The sequence below is a fragment of the Methanoregula sp. genome (assembly GCF_052325125.1).
GTDB lineage: Archaea > Halobacteriota > Methanomicrobia > Methanomicrobiales > Methanospirillaceae > Methanoregula.
The window spans coordinates 1-25,414 of the sequence record NZ_JBKQWO010000040.1; the positions used below are offsets into that span (position 1 = coordinate 1).

General features: G+C 54.3%; 26 protein-coding genes. 14 read left to right on the plus strand and 12 right to left on the minus strand.

Going from position 1 to position 25,414, the window contains the following annotated elements; genetic code table 11:
- Positions 1 to 90: 90 nt before the first annotated feature.
- From ACLQMU_RS09650 to ACLQMU_RS09660, 3 genes are all read right to left on the minus strand, one after another.
- Positions 91 to 1,008: a hypothetical protein gene (locus ACLQMU_RS09650; RefSeq protein WP_443673675.1), complete on the minus strand. Its 918-nt coding sequence runs from the start codon at positions 1,006 to 1,008 to the stop codon at positions 91 to 93.
- Positions 1,009 to 1,905: 897 nt separating this feature from the next.
- Positions 1,906 to 2,520: a hypothetical protein gene (locus tag ACLQMU_RS09655; protein ID WP_424038968.1), complete on the minus strand. Its 615-nt coding sequence runs from the start codon at positions 2,518 to 2,520 to the stop codon at positions 1,906 to 1,908.
- Positions 2,521 to 2,586: 66 nt separating this feature from the next.
- Positions 2,587 to 2,724 (minus strand): hypothetical protein, encoded by a 138-nt coding sequence (locus ACLQMU_RS09660; RefSeq protein WP_373003601.1) that lies wholly within the window; start codon positions 2,722 to 2,724, stop codon positions 2,587 to 2,589.
- A gap of 749 nt (positions 2,725 to 3,473) precedes the next feature.
- On the opposite strand from ACLQMU_RS09660, the gene ACLQMU_RS09665 reads away from it, so the two are divergent.
- Entirely contained in the window at positions 3,474 to 3,830 is a 357-nt protein-coding gene (locus tag ACLQMU_RS09665; RefSeq protein ID WP_422149589.1) for a nucleotidyltransferase family protein, read from the plus strand.
- Positions 3,831 to 4,229: 399 nt separating this feature from the next.
- Here ACLQMU_RS09665 and ACLQMU_RS09670 read toward each other — a convergent pair whose 3' ends face one another.
- The 4 genes from ACLQMU_RS09670 to ACLQMU_RS09685 form a co-directional block, all read right to left on the minus strand.
- Positions 4,230 to 5,033 carry an alpha/beta fold hydrolase gene (locus ACLQMU_RS09670; protein ID WP_422149588.1) on the minus strand — a complete coding sequence of 268 codons (804 nt, stop codon included), beginning with the start codon at positions 5,031 to 5,033 and terminating at the stop codon, positions 4,230 to 4,232.
- A 216-nt stretch (positions 5,034 to 5,249) separates the two neighbouring features.
- Complete coding sequence (locus tag ACLQMU_RS09675) at positions 5,250 to 5,756, minus strand: cache domain-containing protein (RefSeq protein ID WP_422149587.1); 507 nt, start codon at positions 5,754 to 5,756, stop codon at positions 5,250 to 5,252.
- A 223-nt stretch (positions 5,757 to 5,979) separates the two neighbouring features.
- Positions 5,980 to 8,364: an endopeptidase La gene (gene lon, locus ACLQMU_RS09680; RefSeq protein WP_422149586.1), complete on the minus strand. Its 2,385-nt coding sequence runs from the start codon at positions 8,362 to 8,364 to the stop codon at positions 5,980 to 5,982.
- A gap of 55 nt (positions 8,365 to 8,419) precedes the next feature.
- Positions 8,420 to 8,839 (minus strand): MarR family winged helix-turn-helix transcriptional regulator, encoded by a 420-nt coding sequence (locus ACLQMU_RS09685; RefSeq protein WP_422149585.1) that lies wholly within the window; start codon positions 8,837 to 8,839, stop codon positions 8,420 to 8,422.
- A 324-nt stretch (positions 8,840 to 9,163) separates the two neighbouring features.
- Between ACLQMU_RS09685 and ACLQMU_RS09690 the strand changes: the two genes are divergently transcribed.
- Entirely contained in the window at positions 9,164 to 10,915 is a 1,752-nt protein-coding gene (locus tag ACLQMU_RS09690; protein ID WP_424038969.1) for a DUF2070 family protein, read from the plus strand.
- A 189-nt stretch (positions 10,916 to 11,104) separates the two neighbouring features.
- Positions 11,105 to 11,533, plus strand: a complete 429-nt coding sequence (locus tag ACLQMU_RS09695) for a phosphate-starvation-inducible PsiE family protein (RefSeq protein ID WP_422149584.1) — start codon at positions 11,105 to 11,107, stop codon at positions 11,531 to 11,533.
- Positions 11,534 to 11,665: 132 nt separating this feature from the next.
- On the opposite strand, the gene eif1A is transcribed toward ACLQMU_RS09695, so the two are convergent.
- Positions 11,666 to 12,007, minus strand: coding sequence for a translation initiation factor eIF-1A (gene eif1A / locus ACLQMU_RS09700; RefSeq protein ID WP_422149583.1), 342 nt, complete (start codon positions 12,005 to 12,007; stop codon positions 11,666 to 11,668).
- Positions 12,008 to 12,044: 37 nt separating this feature from the next.
- Here eif1A and ACLQMU_RS09705 point away from each other — a divergent pair, with 37 nt between their 5' ends.
- From ACLQMU_RS09705 to ACLQMU_RS09715, 3 genes are read left to right on the plus strand one after another with little or no spacing between them, the layout of a single operon-like run.
- Positions 12,045 to 12,383, plus strand: coding sequence for a hypothetical protein (locus ACLQMU_RS09705; protein ID WP_422149582.1), 339 nt, complete (start codon positions 12,045 to 12,047; stop codon positions 12,381 to 12,383).
- A gap of 42 nt (positions 12,384 to 12,425) precedes the next feature.
- A complete protein-coding gene (gene thsA / locus ACLQMU_RS09710) occupies positions 12,426 to 14,066 on the plus strand; it encodes a thermosome subunit alpha (protein ID WP_424038970.1) in 1,641 nt (546 codons plus the stop codon).
- A gap of 46 nt (positions 14,067 to 14,112) precedes the next feature.
- Positions 14,113 to 14,406, plus strand: coding sequence for a hypothetical protein (locus tag ACLQMU_RS09715; protein WP_422149580.1), 294 nt, complete (start codon positions 14,113 to 14,115; stop codon positions 14,404 to 14,406).
- Between the two features lie 506 nt (positions 14,407 to 14,912).
- Here ACLQMU_RS09715 and ACLQMU_RS09720 read toward each other — a convergent pair.
- Complete coding sequence (locus ACLQMU_RS09720) at positions 14,913 to 15,062, minus strand: hypothetical protein (protein WP_422149579.1); 150 nt, start codon at positions 15,060 to 15,062, stop codon at positions 14,913 to 14,915.
- Between the two features lie 640 nt (positions 15,063 to 15,702).
- The gene (locus ACLQMU_RS09725; RefSeq protein WP_422149578.1) at positions 15,703 to 16,617 is read right to left on the minus strand and encodes a class I SAM-dependent methyltransferase; all 915 of its coding nucleotides are present in this window, start codon (positions 16,615 to 16,617) and stop codon (positions 15,703 to 15,705) included.
- A gap of 45 nt (positions 16,618 to 16,662) precedes the next feature.
- On the opposite strand from ACLQMU_RS09725, the gene hmgA reads away from it, so the two are divergent.
- Positions 16,663 to 17,946 carry a hydroxymethylglutaryl-CoA reductase (NADPH) gene (gene hmgA / locus ACLQMU_RS09730; RefSeq protein WP_424038971.1) on the plus strand — a complete coding sequence of 428 codons (1,284 nt, stop codon included), beginning with the start codon at positions 16,663 to 16,665 and terminating at the stop codon, positions 17,944 to 17,946.
- 630 nt (positions 17,947 to 18,576) lie between these two features.
- On the opposite strand, the gene rimI is transcribed toward hmgA, so the two are convergent.
- Positions 18,577 to 19,095, minus strand: coding sequence for a ribosomal protein S18-alanine N-acetyltransferase (gene rimI / locus ACLQMU_RS09735; RefSeq protein WP_422149576.1), 519 nt, complete (start codon positions 19,093 to 19,095; stop codon positions 18,577 to 18,579).
- A 141-nt stretch (positions 19,096 to 19,236) separates the two neighbouring features.
- Here rimI and ACLQMU_RS09740 point away from each other — a divergent pair, with 141 nt between their 5' ends.
- The 7 genes from ACLQMU_RS09740 to ACLQMU_RS09770 all read left to right on the plus strand — a co-directional run bounded on the left by ACLQMU_RS09740 (position 19,237) and on the right by ACLQMU_RS09770 (position 25,081).
- The gene (locus tag ACLQMU_RS09740) at positions 19,237 to 20,502 is read left to right on the plus strand and encodes a DUF1015 domain-containing protein (RefSeq protein ID WP_424038972.1); all 1,266 of its coding nucleotides are present in this window, start codon (positions 19,237 to 19,239) and stop codon (positions 20,500 to 20,502) included.
- 58 nt (positions 20,503 to 20,560) lie between these two features.
- A complete protein-coding gene (gene hisG / locus ACLQMU_RS09745) occupies positions 20,561 to 21,433 on the plus strand; it encodes an ATP phosphoribosyltransferase (protein ID WP_422149575.1) in 873 nt (290 codons plus the stop codon).
- A 428-nt stretch (positions 21,434 to 21,861) separates the two neighbouring features.
- A complete protein-coding gene (locus ACLQMU_RS09750) occupies positions 21,862 to 22,986 on the plus strand; it encodes a hypothetical protein (protein WP_422149574.1) in 1,125 nt (374 codons plus the stop codon).
- Complete coding sequence (locus ACLQMU_RS09755) at positions 22,980 to 23,498, plus strand: DUF7288 family protein (RefSeq protein WP_422149573.1); 519 nt, start codon at positions 22,980 to 22,982, stop codon at positions 23,496 to 23,498. The genes ACLQMU_RS09750 and ACLQMU_RS09755 overlap by 7 nt, the downstream gene beginning before the upstream one ends.
- Positions 23,486 to 23,845 carry a hypothetical protein gene (locus ACLQMU_RS09760; protein ID WP_422149572.1) on the plus strand — a complete coding sequence of 120 codons (360 nt, stop codon included), beginning with the start codon at positions 23,486 to 23,488 and terminating at the stop codon, positions 23,843 to 23,845. Before ACLQMU_RS09755 ends, ACLQMU_RS09760 begins: the two co-directional genes overlap by 13 nt.
- On the plus strand, positions 23,823 to 24,284 hold the full coding sequence (locus ACLQMU_RS09765; RefSeq protein WP_422149571.1) for a hypothetical protein: 462 nt from the start codon (positions 23,823 to 23,825) through the stop codon (positions 24,282 to 24,284). Before ACLQMU_RS09760 ends, ACLQMU_RS09765 begins: the two co-directional genes overlap by 23 nt.
- A gap of 2 nt (positions 24,285 to 24,286) precedes the next feature.
- Positions 24,287 to 25,081: a DUF7289 family protein gene (locus tag ACLQMU_RS09770; protein WP_422149570.1), complete on the plus strand. Its 795-nt coding sequence runs from the start codon at positions 24,287 to 24,289 to the stop codon at positions 25,079 to 25,081.
- An 89-nt stretch (positions 25,082 to 25,170) separates the two neighbouring features.
- Here ACLQMU_RS09770 and ACLQMU_RS09775 read toward each other — a convergent pair.
- A partial coding sequence (locus ACLQMU_RS09775; RefSeq protein WP_443673676.1) for a hypothetical protein occupies positions 25,171 to 25,414 on the minus strand: 244 nt, incomplete at its 5' end.

Here is a 25,414-nt window from a genome sequence, read left to right on the forward strand (position 1 = left end):
AAGTTCGGCGGAGATCTGAAAGCAAGGAAATTTATTGTTCAGATGAAGGAAATCGCAAATAAAATGATTGTCTGTAACATTCACCGGTTCTTACAATTTCTCGTCACTGAGGTTTTCTACAGAGCAGATTATTCCATTTATTTCCCGGATCCAAAGGCGGGAATCAAATTTACGAAGCATAAGAATAGGGGCATTGTAGATAATCGGGTTGTTATTGATCGGGATAGAATTGCCTACCAACTCGGGCTTTACCTCACCCCCTTTCGAACTTAAATAATTTGTAATTTCTTTAAGATCGCTTAAGATATTTTCAAATATTCTCGGATCTCGCCCTTCATCGACAATTTTTTGTTTTAACTCTTGGAGTTTATCCCGGTTGGGAATATCAAGACCGTCCAGCATCTCAAATTCAATTTTAGTTTCATCGGTTGCTGGCTTTATTACGAAGATTCCTTTTTTCGCGTCGAAATCTATGGACAATTTTGTGACGAATAGGGGGTGAAGGATCTGAATATTTTCTACAGACCAAGATAAGACGCCATGCCCAACTACAAGTTCCAAAATATCGTTTTGTTTTCGTAAGATTTGGTCTATAGAAAAAATTTTCTCATAAAGTTGCTGAGTTTTAAATTTTTCAGAATTTTTTACGGACCACTGACCCCACTTTTCAAACCACTTTTGCCATTCCAGAAATAATTCGGGATTTTCCTTCAGCGACTCAATATGTTTTGGTTGAGTCAGTGGGTTATGGATATCAACAGAAGGATCGACAAATTTTATGAGAGAATCTGGCAAATCTGGAGGTTCTTCGATAATTTGTTTCTTTATCGTAAACCAACCATCATGAAAAGGAGAATCTTGATGAAATCTAAATCCATCTTTGTCAAAATACTCAGATAACCATATCACTTTATCGTACGATGCGACAGTTCGAATTATTTTTTCATTTAATTTCTGAATTTCGCGTAGATAAACAAATATTCTACGTACATCTGAAGTAGTTTCCATATTTTTCCCAAACTATCGTAAATATTACGTCTTCGTTTGTATGACTATTATTTTATATCTCTATTGAATTTTTTGTTTTGGCTTGGATAATATTCTGCCAATAAATTGGCACACGTCGGATGTCTTTTAGAGTCTGTGGATCTCCTCCGGCCTACTCCTTTCCTAGACGGAGCCCCCTTTTCGGGAGGTGGCATTTTCCCTTGAGTGGGGGCCTAATTCGCGAAAAATGTGGCCATAATTCGGGTGTCCGGGGGCGTTTTCACGTCGGAGAGGGTGAGGCAATATTTAGCAGCTTTTGGACGGCCAATCTCCACCTCCTATGGCCTCTGGCACGTGGAGATCGAAAGAAGGCTGTTTTTTGGGGGGGGGCGATCCGGGCAGGGGGACATACGGTCCGGCATACTGGTTTCTCCGACGGAGACCCTTGTTCGCGGGAGTACATTTTGCCCCAAAAGGGGGACGAAATCGCGAAAAAGGGGGCCTGATTCGGGTCCCCGGGGGCATTTTCACGCCGGAGAAAAAAGGGCCTAAATAGGCCCAATTGGACGGCCGATCTCCTCCTCATATGGCCTTTGGCACGTGGAGGTCATAAGAAGGCTCTTTTTTGGGGGGGTGCGATCCGGGCATCGGGACACACGATCCGGCATAGTCCATTCTCCGACGGAGAACTTTCCGGAAGGGGGAGTCTGGTGAGCGAAAAAGTGCGAAAAATGCCTCACTTTTATACAGTTTTTTGAGATGTGCCCTATACGCGGCCTGATTGCCGAAATACGCCAGAATTGTGGCGCTGTAAAACGCTAATGTACGCTTTTAGGAGGCAGATCTCTGTTCAGAGGGGTTCTGGTATGGGGGAAATGAAATGAAGGGCTGTTTTGGGGGTCGGTCCTGTGGCTTCTCTCACCTTCGACCAGCAGGTCTGAGCAGTTCCAGGCCTCTTGACGGCCTGATGAGCTCCATCTGGTAAGTATCGAGAAGTTTTTTCTTTGCGGCTTTCATCAGCGGCTCATCCTTTGTCACAAAATAATCCGCACGGTTGATGATGGCCGTTGTAAGAAGCGTCGCATCCTGCGTCTTTGCATCTTTGGTAAGGAAAAGGAGCGGTGCGTAGATCGACCAGTACTCCGGGTCGCTTTCCGCTGAGCCTTCCGTAATGTAATGGATACGCCCCTCCTCAAAGAGCGTATCGAACGACTGGAACGTTTTGTTATAGACCGCCCGGAAACATTTCTCCGGGATCTCCGGATTTGCCCGTGCATCCCGCCACCGCGAGATCGGCATTCCCTTGTTGAACAGGATAATGCTCCGCAGTTCGTCTTTCATCGCGTAAAAAAGTTCGTTGATGGCAAGCGATGAAACGTAAAACTCATGCGATGAATCCGAAATTTCATCGTTTACAATCGCATCGATAAACGAGATGGACTCAGCATAGTGGCTCGCATAAACATCACGGAATTCCGGTGAAAGATGATACCCCTCGCACAGGACATTGAGAACCCCACCGGAGCCGAGCACCCAGTGTGTCAGGACATTGGCGTCAATAAACCAGACTTTCCCGGGGATGGTATCACCTATAAAAAATCATTTGCTTTTCTTTTTGGAACTCCACAACCCTTTGATCTGGCCAGCCTCCCCGTACTTGCTGGAGTGCTGGCGGATCTCGTAGTACTTCTGGGTTACCGGGTTGTAGATCCTCTTTTTTGCAGTTGCAGGTGACATGATGTCATGCTCCAGTTATCCTTTACTTATTCGTGCTCTGTCATATACCTGTTTATCGAATCACGGGTCAGATCCAGACCTGTGAAGAGTAAGAGTCTCCCGGTCTTTCCTGCGATCCATTCTCCGACGGAGACCCCCTTCCGTAAGGTGGCATTTTCCTCCAGGTGGGGGCCGAAATCGCGAAAACGGGGGCCTGATTCAGGTTCCCGTGGGTATTTTCACGTCGGAGAAAAAAGGGACTAAATAGGCCCAATTGGACGGCCGATCTCCTCATCAGAGGGCCTCTGGCACGTGGTGATTGAAAGGAGGCTGTTTTTTTGGGGGGGGCGATCCGGGCATCGGGACACACGATCCGGCATACTGTATTCTCCGACGGAGGACTTCCCGGAAGAGGGGCCTTGGCAGGCAAAAAAGTGCAAAAAATGCCGCACTTTTACACAGTTTTTTAAGATGTGCCCGATTCGCGGCCTGATTGTAAAAATACGCCAGAATTGTGGTGCTGTAAAACGCTAATGTACGCTTTTGGGAGGCAAATCTCTGGTCAGATGGGCTCCGGTAGGGTGGAAATGAAATGAAGGCCTGTTTTAGGGGTCCGGGATTGTCCCGACACTGTCGCAACAATTAGCACTTTCTCCAGGAGGGGCGTTGTAAATACCCTGCGAACAAAAGAAGTTTCAATCCATCGTAAGCACTATCTGGAAGCACGAACACTACTCTGGTACACAAAAAAGATCCACGGGCCAAGAGACATGCAGAACATTATCGAGCAGCATCTCAACGAAATTATCCGGATATGCAAGGACCGGAAGGTCCGGAGGCTCGCGGTGTTCGGGTCGGCAGCCGGAGACCGGTTCGATCCCACAAAAAGCGATCTCGATCTTCTCGTTGAATTTGAAGCGATGTCTCCTGCGGATCATGCCGAACAGTATTTTGGCCTCGCAGAGGATTTTGAAAAATTATTTTCCCGCCCGATCGATCTCGTTGAACCCGGTCCGATAAGAAATCCGTATTTCCGCAAAATCAATGGAAGAGACGCAGGTCGAACTCTATGCAGCCGCATGACACCCGGAAATATCTTTTCGATATCGCAGAAGCCTGCGATCTGATTGAACGGGCCGGCAGGTAATACCGGAGCCATATTTTTAGGTCTCCCGAAGAAAAATACCCTTAAATCACAGTTATTTCGCCAAAATACGCGAGGATAAAGCCGATCTCATTAAATGGCCATAGAGGCCCCTTTTGCCCCGTTTCTCATAAAAAATGACCTGCAGGACATGAAAACGAAAACTCACCCTGATCTTGGGGGTCTTTTTTGAGCAATATAATCGGGTATTTTCGCAATCCGGGCCACTATAACAGGCATTTTCCGGCACCCCAAATCCGGGCGTTTTACGGGCGTTTCCGGGGCAGGTTTCCGGGAATCGGAGGCCATTTCGGGCCCGGATTAGGGTGTGTCGGGAGTCGATGTTTCCCGACACCGCACCGGCATCCTCCCCGGTTCTCCCTCACCTTTCCAGGAACCCGATCGCCGTCTCGCCGAACCGGTCCGGGCACTGGTACATCAACCCGTGGCCCGCGCCCGGAAACACAACAAGCTCTGCGCCAGGAATTTTTCCGGCAAGCTGCCGCGAGTTCTCGCAGGGAACCACTGCATCCTCATCCCCGGTGATCACAAGCGTCCGCGACCGGATCTCCCCGAGCCGGGAGCACGAACCGGGCCACATGGCGAATGCCGCGAGCTGCCGTGCAGCATTCTCATTGCTCGTGGTCTCCTCCACGGCCGGACAATACCGGAGCGGATCGTGGGTGGCAAGCCACGCGGGCGGGAAGAGCAGCGGAAACATGCGGTTGACTACGTCTTCGATGGTACCGCTCTTGTCGATGAGCCGGGCAAAAATATCCGGCGATGCCCGCACCGCTTCCGCTCCCCCGCAGTCCCCGGCAACAAGGATGAGCCGGTCGACTTTTTCCGGGGACATGAGCGCCAGTTCCTGCGCGATGCACGCCCCCATCGAGAACCCGAGAACGTGGGCGCGGGCGATGCCAAGCCGCTCCATCAGGCCGGCCGCGTCTTTCGCAAAAAGGGGGACCGAAAATGGCTCATCCGAAGCGCCCGAGAATCCCGTGCCCCGGTTGTCAAAGACGATGACCCGGAAGTTCCGGGAAATCCGCCCGATGAGCGGCGGGTTCCACGTGTCCATCGCGGACGCTAAGCCGTTGATGAAAAGTATCGGGTAACCCGAACCGTACTCGTGGTACGCAAGCGTCACATCGCCGACTGAAATCAACGTATTTGGGACCCGAACCATGAGAACGACATAGGAGACCGGACCTTATGAGCGTTCCCCGTCCACGTGAAAGGGGCAGGGGATTACCAGCGTTGTATGCGATCAGAAAATACCGGACAGCGAGCCATCCGGGTTCATGACAAGGGTCGAGCCGCAGATATAACGTCCCGGGCACACGCAGAAGTGACCGTCAGCTCATAAGGATTTTCGGAGCCAATGATGGTATCTCCCTCACGATCAGGCCGGGCCTTCGTAAATACCGGAGCCCAGCCACCAGTCATCGCCGGCCTTCTCCACGTACCCGAGTTTCTTTTCCACCGTGTTGTTGTGCGCAGGGTTGATGTAATAGTACTCGACGTACCCGGATCCATTGAGTGCCGTATCCCTGAGCTCGCGAATGAAATAATTGCCGCGTGCGTCCGTTTCATTGAGCCGGTTTACCCCGATCATCTCCGGGTTCACCGGGTGGGCAAGCGTTGTCCCGTTGAAATCGTACGCATAGATGTAAAGTTCGCCGCGGAAGAACGAACCGTTCCTGTTTGAAAATTCTGCAAGCGCTGCCTCTTTCCCGTGGGACTGGGCATACGCAACTGCCTCCTTGACAAATGCAACCAGCGTTCCATTGGTTGCAGCCGGTGTGGTGACCGCAGGAACTGAGGCTGGCGCCGGTTGGGTACAGCCGGCTGCGAGAAGCACCAGAGAGAGGATGACAATAAGGAAGGGAAGTGCCGTACCGGGTTTCATGTGCAACCGGTACGGCATGAGATCTATTTAACGGGTGCGATTTTATGGAGCGATCCGGAACGGGAAAGATGAGGCCTGCAGGAACCTTCGCATTCCATCACCTCTCCGCACTCCTTTACGATCAGGACCTATCCCTGTCACCGGCACCCGGTTCAGGGCTACCGGCCGCGACTCCACTCATGACAACCATGGGGGGAACCCCCCTCACGGTTTCCCCGTTCGTTTATACGTTCTGCGCCGGGACAAAACTGTTCCCGGTGTGCACCATCACGGTCCGGGGAAGCTCGAGGCCGAGCGCCTCTTTTAAGACTTCTTCAACGGTCCCGACCGGGACAAATGCCAGTTCGCCCCGGACATCTTCGGGCACGTCCTGAAGGTCCCGCTCGTTCTCCTTAGGCAGGATCACTTTCCTGATGCCCGCCCGGTGTGCGGCAAGGACCTTCTCCTTGATCCCGCCGACCGGAAGTACTGCGCCGCTTAAGGTAATCTCGCCGGTCATCGCGAGGTTCGGGTCAACAGTCTTCCCGGTGATCAGCGATGCGAGCGCCGAGAAAATGGTCACACCTGCCGAAGGCCCGTCCTTGGGAGTGGCCCCTGAAGGTACGTGGATGTGGATGTCGCTTGTGATGAAGTTGAACCCGTTCTCCGTGCCGGCGAGCCGCGACCGGATGAGGCTCGACGATATCGTTGCCGATTCCTTCATCACGTCCCCGAGTTGGCCGGTGAGGGTGAGCTTGCCGGTCCCGGGCATGAACGTCCCTTCGATGAAGAGGATCTCCCCGCCGACCGGCGTCCATGCAAGGCCGGTGACGACACCGGGGACAGGCTCTTTCCTGGCCACCTCCTGCCGGATCTGCTCCTTGCCCAGGATCACAGATAAATTATCCATCGTCACGACAAACGGCAGCTCAGCGGTCCCGGAGACAATCTTCTCGGATACGTGCCGGGCGATCTTTGCCAGCTGTTTCTTGAGCCAGCGGACGCCGGCCTCGCGGGTGTACTTTTCGATGATCTCCTTTACGGCAGGATCTTCGAACCGGAGTTTGTCCGCATCGAGGCCGTGCTCCTGCAGGACCTCCGGGATCAGGTGGTCTTTTGCAATCGCAAACTTCTCGTTCTTCGTATAGCCCGAGATCTCGATCATCTCCATCCGGTCAAGCAGAGGTGCCGGGATCGTCGCAAGGGAGTTCGCCGTGGCGATGAAGAGCACATCGGAAAGGTCGTAGGGAACCTCGAGGTAGTGATCCGAGAAGGTGCTGTTCTGCTCCGGGTCGAGGACTTCAAGGAGGGCGCTTGCCGGGTCGCCCGCGTATGAGGAGGCCAGCTTGTCGATCTCGTCGAGGATGAAGACCGGGTTTTTTGTGCCGGCCTTCTGGATGCCCTGGATGATCCTTCCGGGCAGGGCCCCGACATAGGTCCGCCGGTGCCCCCGGATCTCGGCCTCGTCACGGACGCCGCCAAGGCTGACCCGGACGTACTTCCTGCCCAGCGCTTCGGCGATACTTTTCCCAAGACTTGTCTTTCCTGTGCCGGGCGGGCCGGCAAAGAGGAGGATCGATCCCTGCTTTTCCTGCCGGAGTTTCATGACCGCGAGGTGCTGGACGATCCTTTCTTTGACTTTCTCAAGGCCGTTGTGGTGGCTTTCAAGGACGCGACGGGCCTCTGCGATATCGATGCTCTTTTTCTCTTCGGTCACCCACGGGAGATCGAGCAGGAGGTCGAGGTAATTCCGGATCACGGAACTTTCATGGTTCTGGCTGCCGCCGGTCTCGAGTTTTTTGACTTCTACGAGGGCCTTTTTGCGCACATCGTCCGGCATCTTCGATTTCTCGACCCGTTCCCGGTAGCCTTCGTCACCGGGCGTGCCTCCGCTCGCGTTGAGCTCTTCCTGGATCACCTTGAGCTGCTCCCGAAGCATCGCTTCACGATTCGATTTGCTCACCCGGTCCGAGACTTTTTCTGCCATCTCGATCCGGATCCTGATGTTCTCCCGTGTCCTGATGAGGAGTTCAAGGAACGTGATATACCGCTGCCGGACCGAAGCAATCTCAAGGAGCGCCTGCTTGTCGGCAAGGCTGGCCGGCAGGAATGGCATGACAAATCCCATGATCCGGTCGACGGAGTCCATCCGGTCGATCGGCCGGGTGAACTGCTCGGAACCCGAAAAACGGCTGCTGATCTCGTGGATGGTACTTTTCACATCTGCGAGGATCCGGGCCTGCAGGTCTGCTTCGAGATCCATGAGATCCGGAACCGGCTCGCAGGCTGCGAAGAAGTGCCCGTCCCTTTCAGACAGGGAGCCAACTTTTACCCTTTTTACAACCTCCGCACAGACCAGGTACCCGTTATCGGCGGTCTGCACATGCGTGATCCGGAACAGGTTGCCGGTCTTATAGAGCGACTCACCGGTCAGTTCCGACGGCCTCGTACCACTTTTTACGGTAAGGCCGACAGCTTCCGCTGCATCTGCGTCATTCTTTGCGGCAAGCAGGAGATCACCGGTGGCCAGGTCGACCGGAAACTTTGTCCGGCTCCCGGGATAAGCGACAATCTCAAAGAGTGGTATGACCAGTTTTTCGAGTGAATCTTCATTTTTTTCTGACTGCATGGTTCCTCCATTTATTTAGTTTGAATTTACCTAACTAAAGTGCAGGACAAAAAAATTACCTGACTTTCTGCAGGACCCCGATCAGGAGATCCAGTTCGTCTTCGTTGAGCGATCCAGCCATTTTTTCAATCACCCGGCGCAGGGCGGCCTGTTCGGCCTGTGCGATTTTTTTTCCTTTCTCGGTCAGGTGGATGTAGAGGATCCGCCCGTCATCAGGACACGGTTCCCGGTACACGCACTCCATCCGGACAAACCTGTTGATCATCTCGGTGATCGTGGGTTTTGAGTTTTGTGTGATCTCGGCGAGCCGGGAAAAGGTGACTTGTCCCTGTTCGTCGATGACTTTGAGATAGGCGATCTGTCTGACCGTCATATCCGAAAGACCACATTCGGAGAAGATCTGACAGGAGCATTCGTTCCTGATCCTGAAGATTTTTTCAAACTCATCGAACAACTGCACCTCCTGATCCATCATACACCGATCCTTAATTAGTTAGGATTTACCTAATTATAAAGGTAATGGTCAGAGAGGACGAGGACAGCATCGGTGAATTTTGTGGGAGAGCCGGGGCTGAAAGGACTGGCGGATACGGGTCCGAAGGTGACTCCGCCCATGCAGTGAACCCGCGGGCAGACGAATTGCATTATTTTAGAGCCCAAACCTTCACATCCGATCGCACTCCACATACTCATCGAAGATTATGATCCTCGCGCCGATCTCAGGTCTCCTCTTCCGGCCCGGTGGTATTATCCGGCCTTGTCCGGAGAGCGGGACACACCGCACAGGAAGGATGCCCGCATGACCGGTGAAATGGATCTCAGGCTGGAGGCGCTCTCCAAATATATTGTCACCAGTCCGTCGTGGGCAAAGTCGCTGGCGCTCATCGTCGTCCTCTCGGGATGCGTCGAGCTCATGGCGATGCTCGGGAGCGGAAAATCCCTTATCCACCCCACCCTTTTCCCGGTCGCTGCCTACCTCCTGCCGGCACTTGCCGCCCTTGCCCTGACACCCGGGCTCGCCCGCTGGTTTTCCGGGAAACTCACGTACGAGTGGTCGGGACTCACCGCGGCCATCGGCCTTGTCATCTCGCTTTTCGTCTCCCTTTCGCCAATCCTGCTGTTTCGCTCCTCGTTTCCGGTATTCTTTGCAGTCTCGCTTGCCTTCGTCTTCGCGTTCCGGATGCTCCTTCTTGCCGCAGTCGTCGATTATCACCTCCGGCGGGTCGTGGTCCCGGCACTCCTCCACTCCGGCATTGCGGTCGCCGGGGCAGCGCCATTCCTTGGTCTCCAGTTCGTGCAGCTTTCAATCCTCCTCCATATCAGCTTCGCCATCGGCGTCCTTCTTTTCATTATCGTGATCGAGCGCCCGATGAAGGCAAATTTCCGGGTCGGTCCCCTCGAACTGGCCAATGCATTCCTCGCCCATCTCTCCGAAGGAAGCCACAAGCTTGACGATTTCTTCCGAAGCATCGGCGAGAGCGTAATCGTGCCGGAGGTCTCTCTCGTTATGCAGAGGGAAGGAAAGGAGGATATCATGCTCACGGTCCCGAACGTCCACCCCGGCCCCCTCGGCGAGATCGGCGGGAGCAACCTGCCGAAGATCCTCCACGGGATGCTCGGCAACGCCTCGATGGTCTTCCATGGTGCAGCCACACACGATTTCAACCCGGTCGATGAGGGAGAGGTGAGAAAACTGGGCGCCTCTGTCCTGCAGGCCCGCCCGGATGCCTGCACCGGCTCCGGCTGCACGGTATCAGGGAGATACCGGAACGGGTCGGTGGATCTGCTCGCGCAGGCATTCGGGGACACCCTCCTTCTCGTTGGGACCCGGTCACCGCTTGTCACCGAAGATCTTGACTTCTCTGTCGGGTTTGCTATCATGAAATCGGGAGAAAAATATTTCCGCCACGTCGCTTTTGTCGATGCCCATAACTGTATGGACGCGATGGAGAACGGCGTCTCCCCGGCGACGGCGCTCGCGATGGAGTATATCGGCGCCGCGGATGCCGCGTGCGAGGCGACTGCAGCACAAGGGCAGGTCCGGTTCTCAGCCGGCTACGCGGCGAGGGCGCTCCCGTTCTCACGCCAGGAGGGATTCGGCGACCTAGGTGTCCAGGTCCTGGTTGTGGTCACAGGGAATCAGACAACTGCATATGTTCTTTTCGATGGGAATAACATGCAGACCGGCGCCCGCGATGAGATCCGGAGACGACTGCTCGCCCGCGTTGACGAGTGCGAGGTCATGACAACCGATACCCACGTGGTCAACACGATCTCAGGCAGGAACCAGGTGGGGCTCAGGGTCAGCGTGGACATCTTTTACCCGTTTGTCGAGGAGGCGGTCATGGAAGCTCTCGCCGATGCGGCACCCGCCCGCACTGCCGGCACGACCGCGTGGTGCCGGGGGATTGTGGTCTTTGGTTCGCAGCGGATCTCCCAGCTCGCGTCCACGGTCAACGGGATGATGGGCTTTTTGCTCCCCGTGGCAATTATTATTCTCCTGGGCGCCTTCCTGACCACCGCGATGGCATATTTCCTGCTCGTGTATTAGGCAGGGCATGATCTCCCTTTTTGAAAAAAGATCCAGGGTCAGGCATTTCCCACCTGACGGTCTGGCAGAAGGATGGGACACAATTTTAAAAGGTACCCGGACCAGGGAGTTCCCGCCAGTACTGTCGCGGATTTGGGGATATCACGGAGAACGGGAGCGTATATATCAATTGTTTGATTATATGCTATTATGGACGCCAGTGACATCTTAAAAAAGTATGAGAGATTCGTTTATCTCGTCCTTATCATCCTCTTCGCGGTCATTGTCACATGCTCGATAGGTGAACTCGTTTACATCGTATATCTCAATCTTTTTGTCCAGACACCGCTGCTCCTTGAAAACAGCGAACTCCTGGGCATATTCGGGTATTTCCTTCTCGTTCTGATCGGCGTCGAACTGCTGGCAACGATATCGGCATACATCAACGAAAAGGTGATCCATGTCGAGGTCGTGATAATGATTGCAATCATCGCAATCGTACGAGGTGTCATCCTCCTGGATCCCACAGGCACTAACGCACTGAGTATGTTTGGGATCGCTGCGATCATCTTCGCGCTCTGCTCCGGTTATTATTTCCTTAAAAAAGGAGGTCTCGTAAGTCAGCAGAAACTGGCGTGAACCAACCGGACCAGATACATTAACAAAAAGGATGAGAGAGTCCCCCCGGCACAGGATTTTTTTGCTCTGGATTTATGCCGGTCCGGCAAAGCCTGCCGGAATTCCAGGGAACCTGCGAAAAAGAGTTGCCGGTCAAATATACTGTTTTTTCCGCAGCCAGTCAGTCTGCGGCTTGAGGTACCGGTAAATAATATCGCACTTTTCGTCCTGGAAACTCCAGGGTACGATAAGGACGGTATCGCCTTCCCGTATCCATTGCCGCTTCTTCATCTTTCCCTTGATCCTGCCGAGGCGGGAGACCCCGTCGATGCACTGGACACGGATGTGGTTTGCCCCCTGCATCGTCTCGGCACGGGCAAACTGCTCATTATTCCATTTCTTTGGCAGCCGGACACGGCAGACCGGCGTACCATCCGGGTTCACTGCATTCGGGTCTGCTGCACCTGTATCTTCTTTTCTGTGAAAACCACTCATTCGACCAACTACGTTCGCACTACCAGTGGCGGCTGACATGTTGAATGTATGTATAGTAACCGGACACGACGGCCGTGTCGGTGATGCCTCCGATGCGAAAGAAAACCGGCGGGCGGCCCGGGCCGTCATGTTCCACGGCAGGGCCCTGTGCCACGACAGATACATCTTTCTAGCCCACAGACCAATTGTCACCCATCACAGCAGAGCGATGAATGCGTACGGATCAGCTGTCATAAGCTGGTGGCGCCCCGCGACCGATCATGACGTGGCGGCATCATTCCGGATATCATACTTTTCTGTCATGATCGAAACGATCCACGGTGCGGCCGTTGTAATAACCGGCGTAGCGGGGCCCGGTGTTTTTTCCCGGAAATGAAGGAAACAAACCGGGGAATACCCATAAAAAACGAGGCAGGAAATGTCACAGCAGCTTGGCGGGCAGCCAATTATTATTCTCAGGCAGGGAACCACAAGGAACAGGGGCGAGGAAGCCCAGAACAGCAACATCGCCGCCGCGAAGGCAGTTGCGAACGCGGTCCGTTCGACCCTCGGGCCAAAAGGGATGGACAAGATGCTCATCGATGGTATGGGGGATATTGTCATCACCAACGATGGCGCCACCATCCTCCAGCAGATGGATATCGAACACCCGGCCGCAAAGATGATGGTCGAGATCGCAAAGACACAGGACGCCGAGGTCGGCGACGGCACGACATCCGCCGTGGTCATTGCGGGGGAACTCTTAAAAAACGCGGAGGACCTTCTCGGCCGGCACGTTCACCCGACCGTTATCGCGGAAGGGTACCGTGAGGCAGCGGCAAAATCGCGGGAGATCCTGTCGGGAATGGCGATCACCGTGAAGCCGGGCGACAGCGAAATGCTCAAGAAAATCGCTGAAACGGCAATCAGCGGCAAAGGGGCGGAGGCATACAAGGTGCTGCTCTGCAATATTGTCGTGCAGGCGATAACCGAAGTCACCGATCCTGACGGCACGGTCGATATCAGGCACGTGAACGTACAGAAGAAAGTCGGGGGCGCCATCGGGGATACCGCGCTCATCGAAGGCATGGTCATCGACAAGGAACGGGCGCACCCGGGAATGCCAAAAGAGGTAAAGAACGCAAAAATCCTCCTCCTCAACGCAGCTCTCGAGTACAAAAAGACAGAGGTCTCCGCAAAGATCAATATCTCCCTGCCGGGGCAGGTGCAGGCGTTCCTTGATGAAGATGAAAAGATGGTCCACGCCATGGCGGACAAGGTGAAGAGAACCGGTGCAACCGTCGTATTCTGCCAAAAGGGCATCGATGACGTTGCCCAGCATTACCTCGCAAAAGCCGGCATCTTCGCCGTCCGCAGGGTCAAGAAGAGCGACATGGAGAACCTGTCGCGGGCCACCGGTGCGACGATCACGAACAGCATCGATGCAGTCACGCCTGCCGATCTCGGCGCTGCCGGACTGGTCGAGGAGAAGAAACTCTCCGGCGACGAAATGATCTTTGTTTCGAAATGCAAAAATCCCCGGGCAGTCTCCCTGATCATCCGGGGCGGGTCAGAGCATGTGGTTGACGAACTCGAACGGGCCATCCACGACGCGCTCATGGTCACGGGCGTCGTCGCAGAGGACAAACGGATCGTTGCCGGGGGCGGGGCACCCGAGATCGAGCTCTCGCTCCAGCTGCACCGGTACGCATCGACCCTCGGGGGCCGGATCCAGCTCGCGATCGAGGCATTCGCAAAGGCGCTTGAGGTCATCCCACGTGCGCTTGCCGAGAATGCCGGTCTCGACCCAATCGACATGATCGTTGCCATCCGGGCAGCACACGAATCGGGAAAGAAGACGTTCGGTCTCGATGTCTACGAGGGAAAACCGGTCGACATGCAGAAAGCCGGCGTGGTAGAACCCCTGAAGGTGAAGACACAGGCCGTGACGAGCGCTGCCGAGGCCGCGGTCATGATCCTCCGCATAGACGATGTCATCGCATCGTCGCAATCCGGTACTCCGGGAGGGATGCCCCACGGAGGTATGGGCGGGATGCCGCCGGGAATGGGGGAAGAATAGGTATGCATGCCATAAAAGTCCGCGACCGGACCGGCAGGAGATCTGTATGAGCGTTCTTGTGAAATTCAGGCATTCCGGGGTGTTCCATAGAGGGGATTCTCTGTCCATCGATCTCGATAAAATTTCCGAATTCAGGATAACCCGCCAGCGTAATACCTGTGAACTCCTTGCCATTACCCCGGAAAATCACCAGCCGGACAGGCCATATTCTATCGCAACACGGGACCGGGAGTACCAGTTGCAGGAAATCTTAACCGACTTAAAGCGGCTGCAAAAGGAGAACCGGGATCTCATCTACGAGATAACTGATACCGAAGTTCATCGGATAAAAAAAGTATAGCCGGTCTTTTGGGTACGGTTCATTCTTTTTTTTGAATATTCTCGCGGTGCACCCCGTTCATTTCATCATCTGATATCCGGATAAGCGAGCTGCCACAGACAGGACAATTGCCGGGTCTCGTTCCGCCCCATTTCCCTGTATTCCCTTTTGCAGACGGGACAGTAATTCATGGTATCTCCATGATTGACACATTTTTGTATAACAACTTAGTCGGCCGCTGTTCCCTTCGATGTTCTCTTTTTCTGGGGTGTATATAATTCTTTTGCGCTACTGAGTATGGCACAATGATTGTCAAAGAACCATGCACTCGCTTTCCCGTTCACCGACAGGGGCAGGGAAGAGATCGCGGTACCGGAAGGAACATTCCGGTTTGGGGAAGAACCGGCACCCGGTTAAACATCCGGCAGATCCATTTCACTCCTCGTTGTAACCAGTGTTGTATCACCGGGGCAGCAGGAGACATGCCGGTTCCTGACTAAAAACCGGGATATTCCCACAAAGCTCAGTCAGAAAAACCAGATGAGAACAACGCTCACGACCGCACCACCAATCCAGAACCACCACGTCTTCCATACCGGGTGAGATTCGGCAAAATCGTACGACCGCGAATCCTCCGCGTTTCTTCCCCTGAACCATTCCACCCAGGCATTTGTCATGGTACAATCCCGTATACTGCCGGTGCCGGGCTGGAAGGAAAAAACCGGCCGCTTGTCCCTCCTTCAGGATTTTTCACCGGGCCGGTAATGGAGCCGGTTATCATCAGAGCATCCCCCGGGCCTGATCGATAAGCTCGATCGTATAATGGTGGGGATAGTCAATTTTTTTAAAGGGTATAGTCCCTAAAATGTAAAAACCAAAACGGGTTTCCCGGATTTGGTTCGTATAGAGAAAATTCAGCATGGCACTGATGGACCGGCAGGATGTCCAGGACAGGTGATGAAATTGTGCAATGTCCCGTGCAGTTACGACTGCCCGCGTGATTTTTTTCGTGAGTAGATAGGCACAGATGAGATGAGCACAGGTATATCGCCGTTTCGAATCCGTCCGCCTGTGTCCCATTTCCGGCTCCTTTCATTCATTTCTCATGCCTCATTGGGCCCTCATGAGAAATAGTTTCTTATTGCAGGCAGATTTTAAAAATGCGCGAATTTCTCAGGAATTTCCAAAAAATGTTCTGGCACTCATGGATGAAACGAAGACCTGTCCTGTGGACCGGCCCTCACAATTGTCTCACAAGACCTTCCCTTCAATCCGGGGCCGGACACCAGAGGCAGGACAAAAGAGGAAACGATCCTCTTACCCCGTCACCACCACATCATACACCGCGTGCCACTGCCCGGGCGAATACGACCGCACCACCCTTTCCGTCACGGATGCCCCGCCCAGCTCCCGGATACGATCCAGGTGCTCGCCTTCCGCTGAAACCAGCGAATAGAAATGGATCGTGCCCCCGGGCCGGACGAGCCGGAACGCTTCCGGTAAAAATGCTGTCCCGGCAAGCGGGAGGTTCATCACGATCCGGTCGAACTTCCACGGCAGGATTCTTTCGAGCCGCCGGGCATCCGCAAGGAGAGGGAGCACATTTTGAACCCGGTTCCTTTCGATATTTTCGATCATCAGGAGGGCAGCCTGCGGGTTGAGATCCACTGCCACTACGAGCGCTGCCCGCGGGGCGAGCGTGATCGCAAACGGCCCGACACCGGCGAACATGTCGAGCACGAGCTCGTGCTCCTGTACCTGCGCAAAAATTCGCTGCCGCTCGGTCGAGAGCCGGGCGGAGAAATAAGCGCCGGCAAGATCCACCACAAACCGGTGCCCGTGCTCGACGACTTCTGTCCGGGTAACTGGCATTCCCGCAAGCACCGCGTACCCGCGGGTCCGGTACTTGCCCGAGACCTCGCTTGTCGGAAAGAGCACCGTGTGGAGCGACGGGCGGGAGGCAAGGATCAGCGCCGCTCCTTTTGAATCGTTCTCCTGCATGATCGCAATCCCGCCCACCTGTTCGTGACGGGAGAGCTCGGTGCGGCCCGGCTGCTCCGCAAATTCGTACCGTGTCGCACCTTCGCGTTCCTCCAGCACCGGGAAAACAAGTTCATCGCCATCGTGCAGCACTTTGAGCGTGACGTCCAGTGCTCCCTCACCGATGAGCGCCTGCCGGGTCAGCTCGCCCTGCCGGACCGGCACCCGTATCCCCCATTGTTCGACTGTCATCCCGCAACCACTGCACTCATAACATTACACGTGTAACATTTATTCATGGCTGGTGATGGTGAGCACCGGGACGCGGCAGGGAGCGGGCGGGACGGCCCGGACCGTGAGACAGAGGCACAAATCCATACCAAACTCAAGGCAGGCGAAATCAGGCTCTACGAACTCGAAAAGCAGCTGGCCCCGGTCGATGCCGTCCGGGTACGGCGCGGGTTCATCGAACACGAGACCGGGACAACGCTTGAGAACATCGGTATCTTCTCCATCGATGTCGACCGGGCGGCGACGAGGAACTGCGAGAACATGATCGGCGCAGTCCAGGTGCCAGTCGGTGTTGCCGGGCCGCTTGCCATTAACGGTGAATACGCGAAGGGCTCCTTCTGGCTGCCGCTTGCAACAACCGAAGGCGCACTGGTCGCCTCGGTCAACCGGGGGGCGGGGGCAATCACCAAATCAGGCGGGGCAGAGGTGCGTATCCTGCACGACGGCATGACACGGGCGCCGGTCTTTGCGGCAACAGGGGTCGGGCATGCAAAGAAGATCGCAGACTGGGCCGAAGCCCACAAAGACGATCTCGCCGCTATCGCTGCGACCACCACCTCGCACGGGAAGATGACCGGCCTTGTCACCTTTGTCGCCGGCACAAGCGTCTTTGTCAGGCTCGAATTCGATACCAAGGACGCGATGGGCATGAACATGGTCACCATCGCAAGCGCTCAGGTAGCTGACGAGATCGCGAAAAACACCGGCGCACGGCTGATCGCACTCTCGGGGAACATGTGCGCAGATAAGAAGCCGGCCGCAATCAACGGGATTTTAGGCCGGGGGCGCAGCGTAGTCGCGGGCGTGGCGCTCACTCACGAGCTCGTTGAGAAGGTACTTAAGACCGATGCGGCCACGATGATCGAGGTGAACTACCGGAAAAATCTCATCGGCTCGGCCCGGGCCGGGGCCATGGGGTTCAACGCCCATGCAGCAAATGTCGTCGCAGCGATGTTCATTGCCTGCGGGCAGGATGCCGCCCACGCGATTGACGGCAGTACCTGTATGACAACAATCGACGCAACGGAGACCGGCGTGTATGTTGCCGTCACCCTGCCGTCGCTCCCGGTCGGCACGGTCGGTGGCGGGACCGGGGTCGATACCCAGAACGAGTGCCTGAAGATCCTCGGTGTTGCCGGCGGTGGGACACCCCCGGGTGCAAACGCGAAGAAGTTTGCCGAGATCGTCGGGGCAGGGGTCCTCGCCGGGGAACTCTCGCTTATCGGCGCACTTGCCGCCCAGCACCTTGCCCGCGCCCACCAGGAACTGGGACGGGGAGTCAAACGATAAGGCCGGCCCAAACTTGTTCTCTTTTTCCCTGCCCGAACAGAAAATTTCTCCTTTTTTCCTGCTCTGTATAAGACCTCTTTTGAAAATTATGCGCCCCCCTTACGCCAGCCTGCCCCCGAGGGGGCGGGGGCGTATACGATGCCTCTGTATTACCTGTGTCGGGGTACTAACATGAGTACAGGTAATACAACACTATCGCAACCGGGGGTGCCACAGCGGCGGGGGCGAAGGCAGGGATTGCCGGAGACCTAAAAGAGCGTTTTTACAAACCCCATTTTGGATTTCAACAGAGCACTTTTTTTCTTTTGTGCCCGATCGGGTTTGTACCGGCACCTGCCAGCCGGTGATGCGGGGGTCACAGGGATACAAAGTGATCTGCCGCATCCGGGCATGACCGAGCAATTTACGTTATAAAAATGATCGAACAGCAGGGTAACCTCAAGCGATCATTTACAAAAATGGATCGTGTGACCCCCCTCAGGGTCCCGCTTTTTTGACCGGATTTTTGTCGGGTCCCGGGCAGATTTCACGATGGAAGAACTGGCAGAATGGGAGAACCGGAATACGGGAAATGGATGCAGGGGGTCACATAGCGACAAAGTGCCGGCACGGGGAACTCGTGGAGGTGAATCAGAACCGGAACCACTTCATCATCACGATTGCATCCTCGCCGTTTTTATAGTAACCGCCGACCTGGAAGACATTTTCATACCCGAGGCGGCGGTAGAACCGCTGGGCAGGAGCATTTGACTCCCGTACTTCGAGCTGGGAGCCGGTCGCCATCTCCAGCGCAAACTGGTGTTCGAGCCGGATTACAAGTGCACGGCCAATCCCCCGCCGCTGGAACCGGGAACCGACGGCAAAATTGCAGATGTGGCCGTAGATGTTCTCTCCCGTATCCTCAAGCGCCCCGACAATAAAACCTGCAACCTGCCCCTCGCTTACCGCCACAAAAAAGGTAGTCGGGTAATAGGAGAGCGCCTCGGAGAACGTCATCTTGTCCCATGCATCGACAAACGCTTCGAGTTCGAGCGCGTAAATCGCTTCGACATCTGCCGGGCCCGCCCTCCTGATGAAAGGCTGGGCCGCCGGGGGGATGATATCGTTGGATCGGATCATGGAAATTGTTCCTTCTTCGTGCAGTAACATCAGTTACCCCGCGGTACAATAAGGATTGCGGATAAAGGATGGGTCAGACGAGGGCTCCGCGTGCGGGTGTCTTTGATTATATATGTGACCGTGCCTAATTATGAGAGGTAGAACGCCCTCCCCCGGGTTTTGGTTGATATCATGGTAACGATCTATCGTTTTGCTGCGGTGCGCCCCACGCCTGCCGATGCCCAGTCCATCGCGGCAGTCCCGTACGACGTGGTGACCGCGGACGAAGCGCGTGCAATCATAAGGGAAAACCCGGACAGTTTCCTGACCGTAAGCAGATCCGATGCGGAACTCCCTGATCTTTCCCCGCACGATGACCGGGTCTACGACCGGGCGCGTGACAATTTTACTGCACTGCAGGAAAGCGGCCGGATGAGAAAAGATGAGCGGCTGTCGATGTACATATACCGGATACAGCAGGACGGCGAGATCTTTATCGGCCTGTGCTGCTGTCTTGACGTCGAAGACTACCGCAGGAACAATATCCGGCGCCACGAACAGACCCGGTACGACAAGGAAGAGGATCGCACCCGGCATATCGATGCGGTCAAAGCCCATGACGGACCTGTCGTACTCCTGTACCAGGATGCCGGCGACCTTTTCTGCTTCATCGAGACACTGATCGCAGGACAGAAAACGCCGGATGCGGAGGTACACACGCCCGGGGGATCCATTCACCAGATCTTCAGGATCACCGAACCGCAGGTGCTTGACGGGCTCGAGCACCGGTTCCGGAAGATCCAGAACCTGTATATTGCGGACGGCCACCACCGGGCAAAGGCGGCGGTCAACCTTGCCAACCGGAAACGTGCGGCCGGACTTCCTGTCGATGGTGAGATCAGCCGGTTCATGGGCGTGCTCTTCGCCCACGACCGGGTCAGGATCCACGGGTACAGCCGGCTGCTCGCGGATCTCGGCCCCTACACCCCGGAGACTTTCCTGTCCGGGCTCAGGAAACGGTACACGGTCAACCCGTACGGGCATGTGGATGGCAGCGGCTACAATATCCGGCCGCACATCGCATCGCCGGAGAACTATCACATCATGCACCTTTATCTCGAAGGTACGTGGTATGAATGTTGTCGGCCTGTCGATAAGGATGCAGGGTCCATTGACGTGCTGGACGTTGCGGTACTCCAGAAACACGTGCTCGAAGAGATGCTGGGCATCACCGATCCCCGGGGCGACGCCCGGCTCCAGTACCTTGGGGGGGCCCGGCCGGTCTCGGATCTCGAAAAACTCGTGGATGCTGGAACCTACCGGCTTGCCTTTGCGATGCAGCCGGTCCGGGTCGGGACGGTGCTCTCGATTGCCAATGCAGGCGGAATCATGCCGCCCAAATCCACGTGGTTTGAGCCAAAGCTCCTGAGCGGGCTTGTCATCCATTCTTTCGTGTGACAAAAGGAGGGAACGGGAACCTGTACCTTTATTGTTTTTCCCGGCGAGGGTCTATGATATGATTACCCTCGCACTTCCCAAGGGCAGCCTTGAGGCGCAGACCCTCCAGCTCTTCAAGGAGGCAGACCTCGAAGTCAGGCGCACCGACCGCGATTACAATCCCTGTATCGATGATCCCCGTATCGGCAAGATAAAGATCCTGCGCCCGCAGGAAATTCCCACCTATGTAGACAAGGGTTATTTTGATCTGGGCATCTCCGGCCTCGACTGGGTCCGCGAGACCGGCGCTGATGTTGTCGAGGTAGCGGCCCTTACGTACAGTAAAACCGGCGAGGGCAACGTGAAGATCGTGATCGCCGTCCACCGGGACGAGCCCATAGATAAGGCCGCACAGATCCGGCCCGACAGCCGTGTGACCACGGAATACCCCGAGCTCACCAGAAAATTCTTTGCCGATCTGGGGATTCCCGTCCAGCTCTTCCATTCCTTCGGCGCATCGGAGGCAAAAGTGCCCGACCTCATGGACGTGGTCGTGGACCTGACCGAGACGGGGACAACGCTTCGGAAGAACGGCCTCAAGATCATCGGGCAGATCATGGAGTCGCACACGGTGATCATCGCGAACCGGGCTGCCTGGGCAGACCCCGACAAGCGACGGGCGATTGAAGAGATCAAGACCCTGCTTTTCGGAGTTCTTGAAGCACGGCACAAGGTGCTCCTCACGATGAACGTTCCGACCGCTGCACTGGAAAAGATCGTCTCGGTACTCCCGGCGATGAAGAAGCCAACCGTCAGCCGGCTCCACGGTATCGAATACTACAGTGTCCAGACGGTTGTGAAGAAAAGCACGGTCAACGAACTGATTCCGAAACTGAAAGGGTGCGGGGCGGAGGATATCCTCGAGATCCCGATTGCAAAGATCGTGGTGTGACACCAGTGACTTGAGAAAACCCCACCTTTCTTCAGTTCGAGAGCCCATCCCGGATGTGACAGGGCTTGCCGACATTTGGCAAAACTCCCCCGGTTGCTGCCGCACCTCCCTGAAACACTGAAAACAGCATTCTTCTAAAACCAAATTTATATCCCTTACCCTGTCCATACGCCATTAAGGAAGTTTATGTTCAGGCGTCTGATTCTCGTTCTGGCGGTCGTAGTTGCGGCTTTTCCGGACACCGTCGTTCCGCTCCCCGTTTTATCAACCCCAACAGCATTCGGACGCGAACACTCCATGAGCCACTCTTGGGGTTGCTGTGATAACCCGGCGTATTCCCTATGGGCAAAGTCAGCCCCTCATCACCCCCGTGGGGAATTTGCGGTTACTCATACCCGGAGTAACAACAGGAGCGCTGAGCATCCCTCATGATCGATGATACCGCTAACCTTTCCATTGACTTTTTAGCTGGTTTTACCATCTTTATTATTGCGTTTATCTATGTAGCCACCTTGATCCCCGGTCTTTTTCTCGGTCTTCAGAGTAACACCATCGATTATAATGCAGTTGCTTACCGCACCGGGGTCATTCTGGTGGAAGATCCCGGCTCACCTGTGTCATGGGAGATCCCCGGGATTTATTCTGATTATTACATACAGACCAACAGCATCCGGTTTGGACTCGCTCTCTCAAAAGATACCCCCAATATCTTGTCTGTGCAAAAAGTGAACCGGTTTTTCTGCAGCACGTTTGTGTATCCACAGGATTATCGTTCACGGGCCATTTTTGGCGATTATCCCTACCTGTTCAATATTTCCCTCCAGCTTTCCGGGGACAATACCACAAAATCAATTGGGGATATCCGGCCTGACGGGTATGGGTACATCCGGCGGGTGGTGCAACTGAAAGGGTGGAGCAACGCTACGATTGGCAGCGCAACTATCAATGCACTGCACCTCAATTCAACTGCCAATGTTACGACCCATGTCTTTTCCATCCAGATAAACTCTACAGACCTGCTGGATAATGCCACGAACCCTTCCTGCAATAATCCCCTGTACCAGATCAATCCATGGGAGGATCAGATCATGGTAAACCTGACCGATCTCAATACCCTGTATTATGATAACTCCCATCCCCCCAATGTCACTCTGTCAAGAATCACAATCCTTAAAGCACAACAATCGCAATCGTATCCGAGCCCGCCTCTTTCAGTTCTTGAAGATTTCAACAGCGGCTCTTCTCTGTCCGGTGTGCCGCCCTTTTATGTATATGCCGATGGCAATTCTACACACGAAAGTACGCTTCCCGTTAATGTCGCAGACAACCTGTCCCTGGTGTTTACCCCCGGATTTTTTTACCAGATGGGAAATAATAATCTTTATCAGCTGGATACGACCACCCAGTTGTACGTCAATTTGACATTCCAGCTGGATAACAACGACTGGTATCTTAACAACACGGCGAGCGAACCATTTGAGTACAACTATAATCCCGCATATGTTACTCAGCCCGGTTTACGCAGCGGGGTAATGGAGATTGCAGTATGGTGAATCATGAAGGGCAGTTGTATACCATTGAAGGGGTTGCCGCCGGGGTACTCATGATTTTTACTGCATATCTCGTGATGAGCACAACCACCGTATATACCCCCGGGGATACCCATATCAGCGACATGCAGCTGGAACAGCTGGGGACGGACGCGCTACAGATGATGAACACACCTGTCAACGGTGTGCAGTCGGAGAGCCCGCTGCAGACCATCGTTGAACAGAATAACGGTACTGCCTTCAATACGATGTTCCTGAATTATGTAAATAATGAAACGGGATCAAAAACCGATAATCTCCATTATACTGCTTCGGTTACCTACCGAAACACGACGGACACGAATCCAAACGCTACGTGGAATTACCCTCTTGCATCGAACCGCAATCTCACCGGCGTTGAACATCCGGTCCGGGTGACCGAATGGGTAATTGTTGACACAACGCTGCCCCCCGGGGCTCCGTATTCTCCGGAAGAGAGGGCAGTTCTTGTGGAGGTGCTCCTGTGGCGGGACTAAACGAGGACGCGCAATGGATTGTTCTGATGGGGTTCGTCGTGAGTTTCAGCTTATTTTTCCTCGCCATGGTCCTCAACCAGTCCACGGTCGTTGGCCAGACCACGGCGGAGAGCGTCCTGGACTTCCCGAAAAATGACATCCGTGACCTGAGGACGGTCATTATCCAGTCGGTTTACCAGGAAAATGTTGACGATTCGGTAATAAACAACGATATTGTATCCATTGCATTAGCCAGGAAAGGCGCGATAGTGAATTATTCTAGCTACACCCAAGGGAGCTATACCTATATCAACATACATTACGATAACGGAGTGACGGTGTATAATGAGACGTGGGCATCCCCGTGACCATCCCCATGAGTCCGGCGTGGCGACTCTCATCGAGTACGTGATGGTGAGCGGGGTTCTCATGGTCCTTTTTGTCATCATGCTGCTGCTGGTGAATGCCAACTTCATGGTGGAGCCGGCAGATACCCTGAGCTATTATGCATTCACCGACATTGGTAACGGCGTCTCTACACGGATTGTCGATGTATATAGCATCGCCCCGCAGAACGGAACGCTTGTGACACAATTTAACCTTCCGGACGATATAGGGGGAGAGAATTATTTTGTTGACATCGAACCGAGCGCCAACCAGAATGATCAGGATATCGTGGTATGGCGGGACGCTGTTTCGAGCAATATCAGCCTTTCCGGGATTGACCTTACATCACAAGGGATCGCCACGGGAAATACGACAGGCAGTGGGATAAACAGGATTACGTACAATTCAGGCGGGTTTTGATTATGTGCGCAGCTAAAAACCTCAAACGAGGGGGCGATGGGGGAGTATCTGAAGTGCTCGGGTTCCTCCTCATATTTACCATTATCATTGCCGGTATCGGGCTCGTAACGCTGTACGGCTATCCGATGCTCCTGCAACAGCAATCCAGTGCCAATGAGAAGATCATGGAAAAGAACATGATCGTGCTGCAAAACGATCTCAAAAGTCTCTCTTATAACATGGTACCGTATTCAGAAACCTCCCTTAACGTAGGTGGCGGGACGCTGACCGTGTACAACATGAGTTACAGCCTGCAAACTTCATCGAATTTCACGATTTCAGATACATCAGGCATCATCAATCCTCCGGTCACATTCCAACCAGGGGACATGCGGTATGAATCGACCGGCGCCCAGACCGAAATCTCGCTCGAGAACGGTGCCGTGGTCATGCGGATGCTTGCAGAAAATGGATCCACGATGCTTGCCGAGCCCCGCTGGTTCTACGATGCCCCGACCAGCACCGCTGTCATATACCTGATTGGATTCAATACCACAGATGTCATCGCGCGGAGCGGAGTCGGGACCGTGGCAATGGAACTTGACCAGACCAACTATACGGTCTATTCCATTCCTCCCGGGGACACGGTTACGGTACAGTATACGCCGAATCCATCTGTCGATTATTCCGTTGCATGGGGGAATTACTTCACAAATACTGTGGGATTGAATGCCGTGAGTAACGGGGTGTACGCATTCCCCTCTAATGTGAATACGCTGGTTGTCTACCGGTATGAAATAAGGGTAAAATCGGTGTAAAAAGAGCAGAGTGCGGCCATAATAATGTAACCAATAGTTTCTGAGATAAAATTTTTAACAGTACTGAACGGATTACTTTGAGACAGAGTTCATCCTTGTCTTGCAACCATTTGCCGGAGAAGAGTGGTGCATATTAATGGTACTGCTGACTGCAAATCCATACCAAAATTTGCCATAGGCCGAAAATACTTTCTTGAAATAAATAAATTCTGCGCAATTTTGAGAGACTCCACAAACAAAATTTCTGCTCTGTAGAAAACCTTCACCCGGAGAAATTGTAGAAATCTGTGAATGTTACAGACGATCATTTTGTTAGCGATTTCTTTCGTCTGA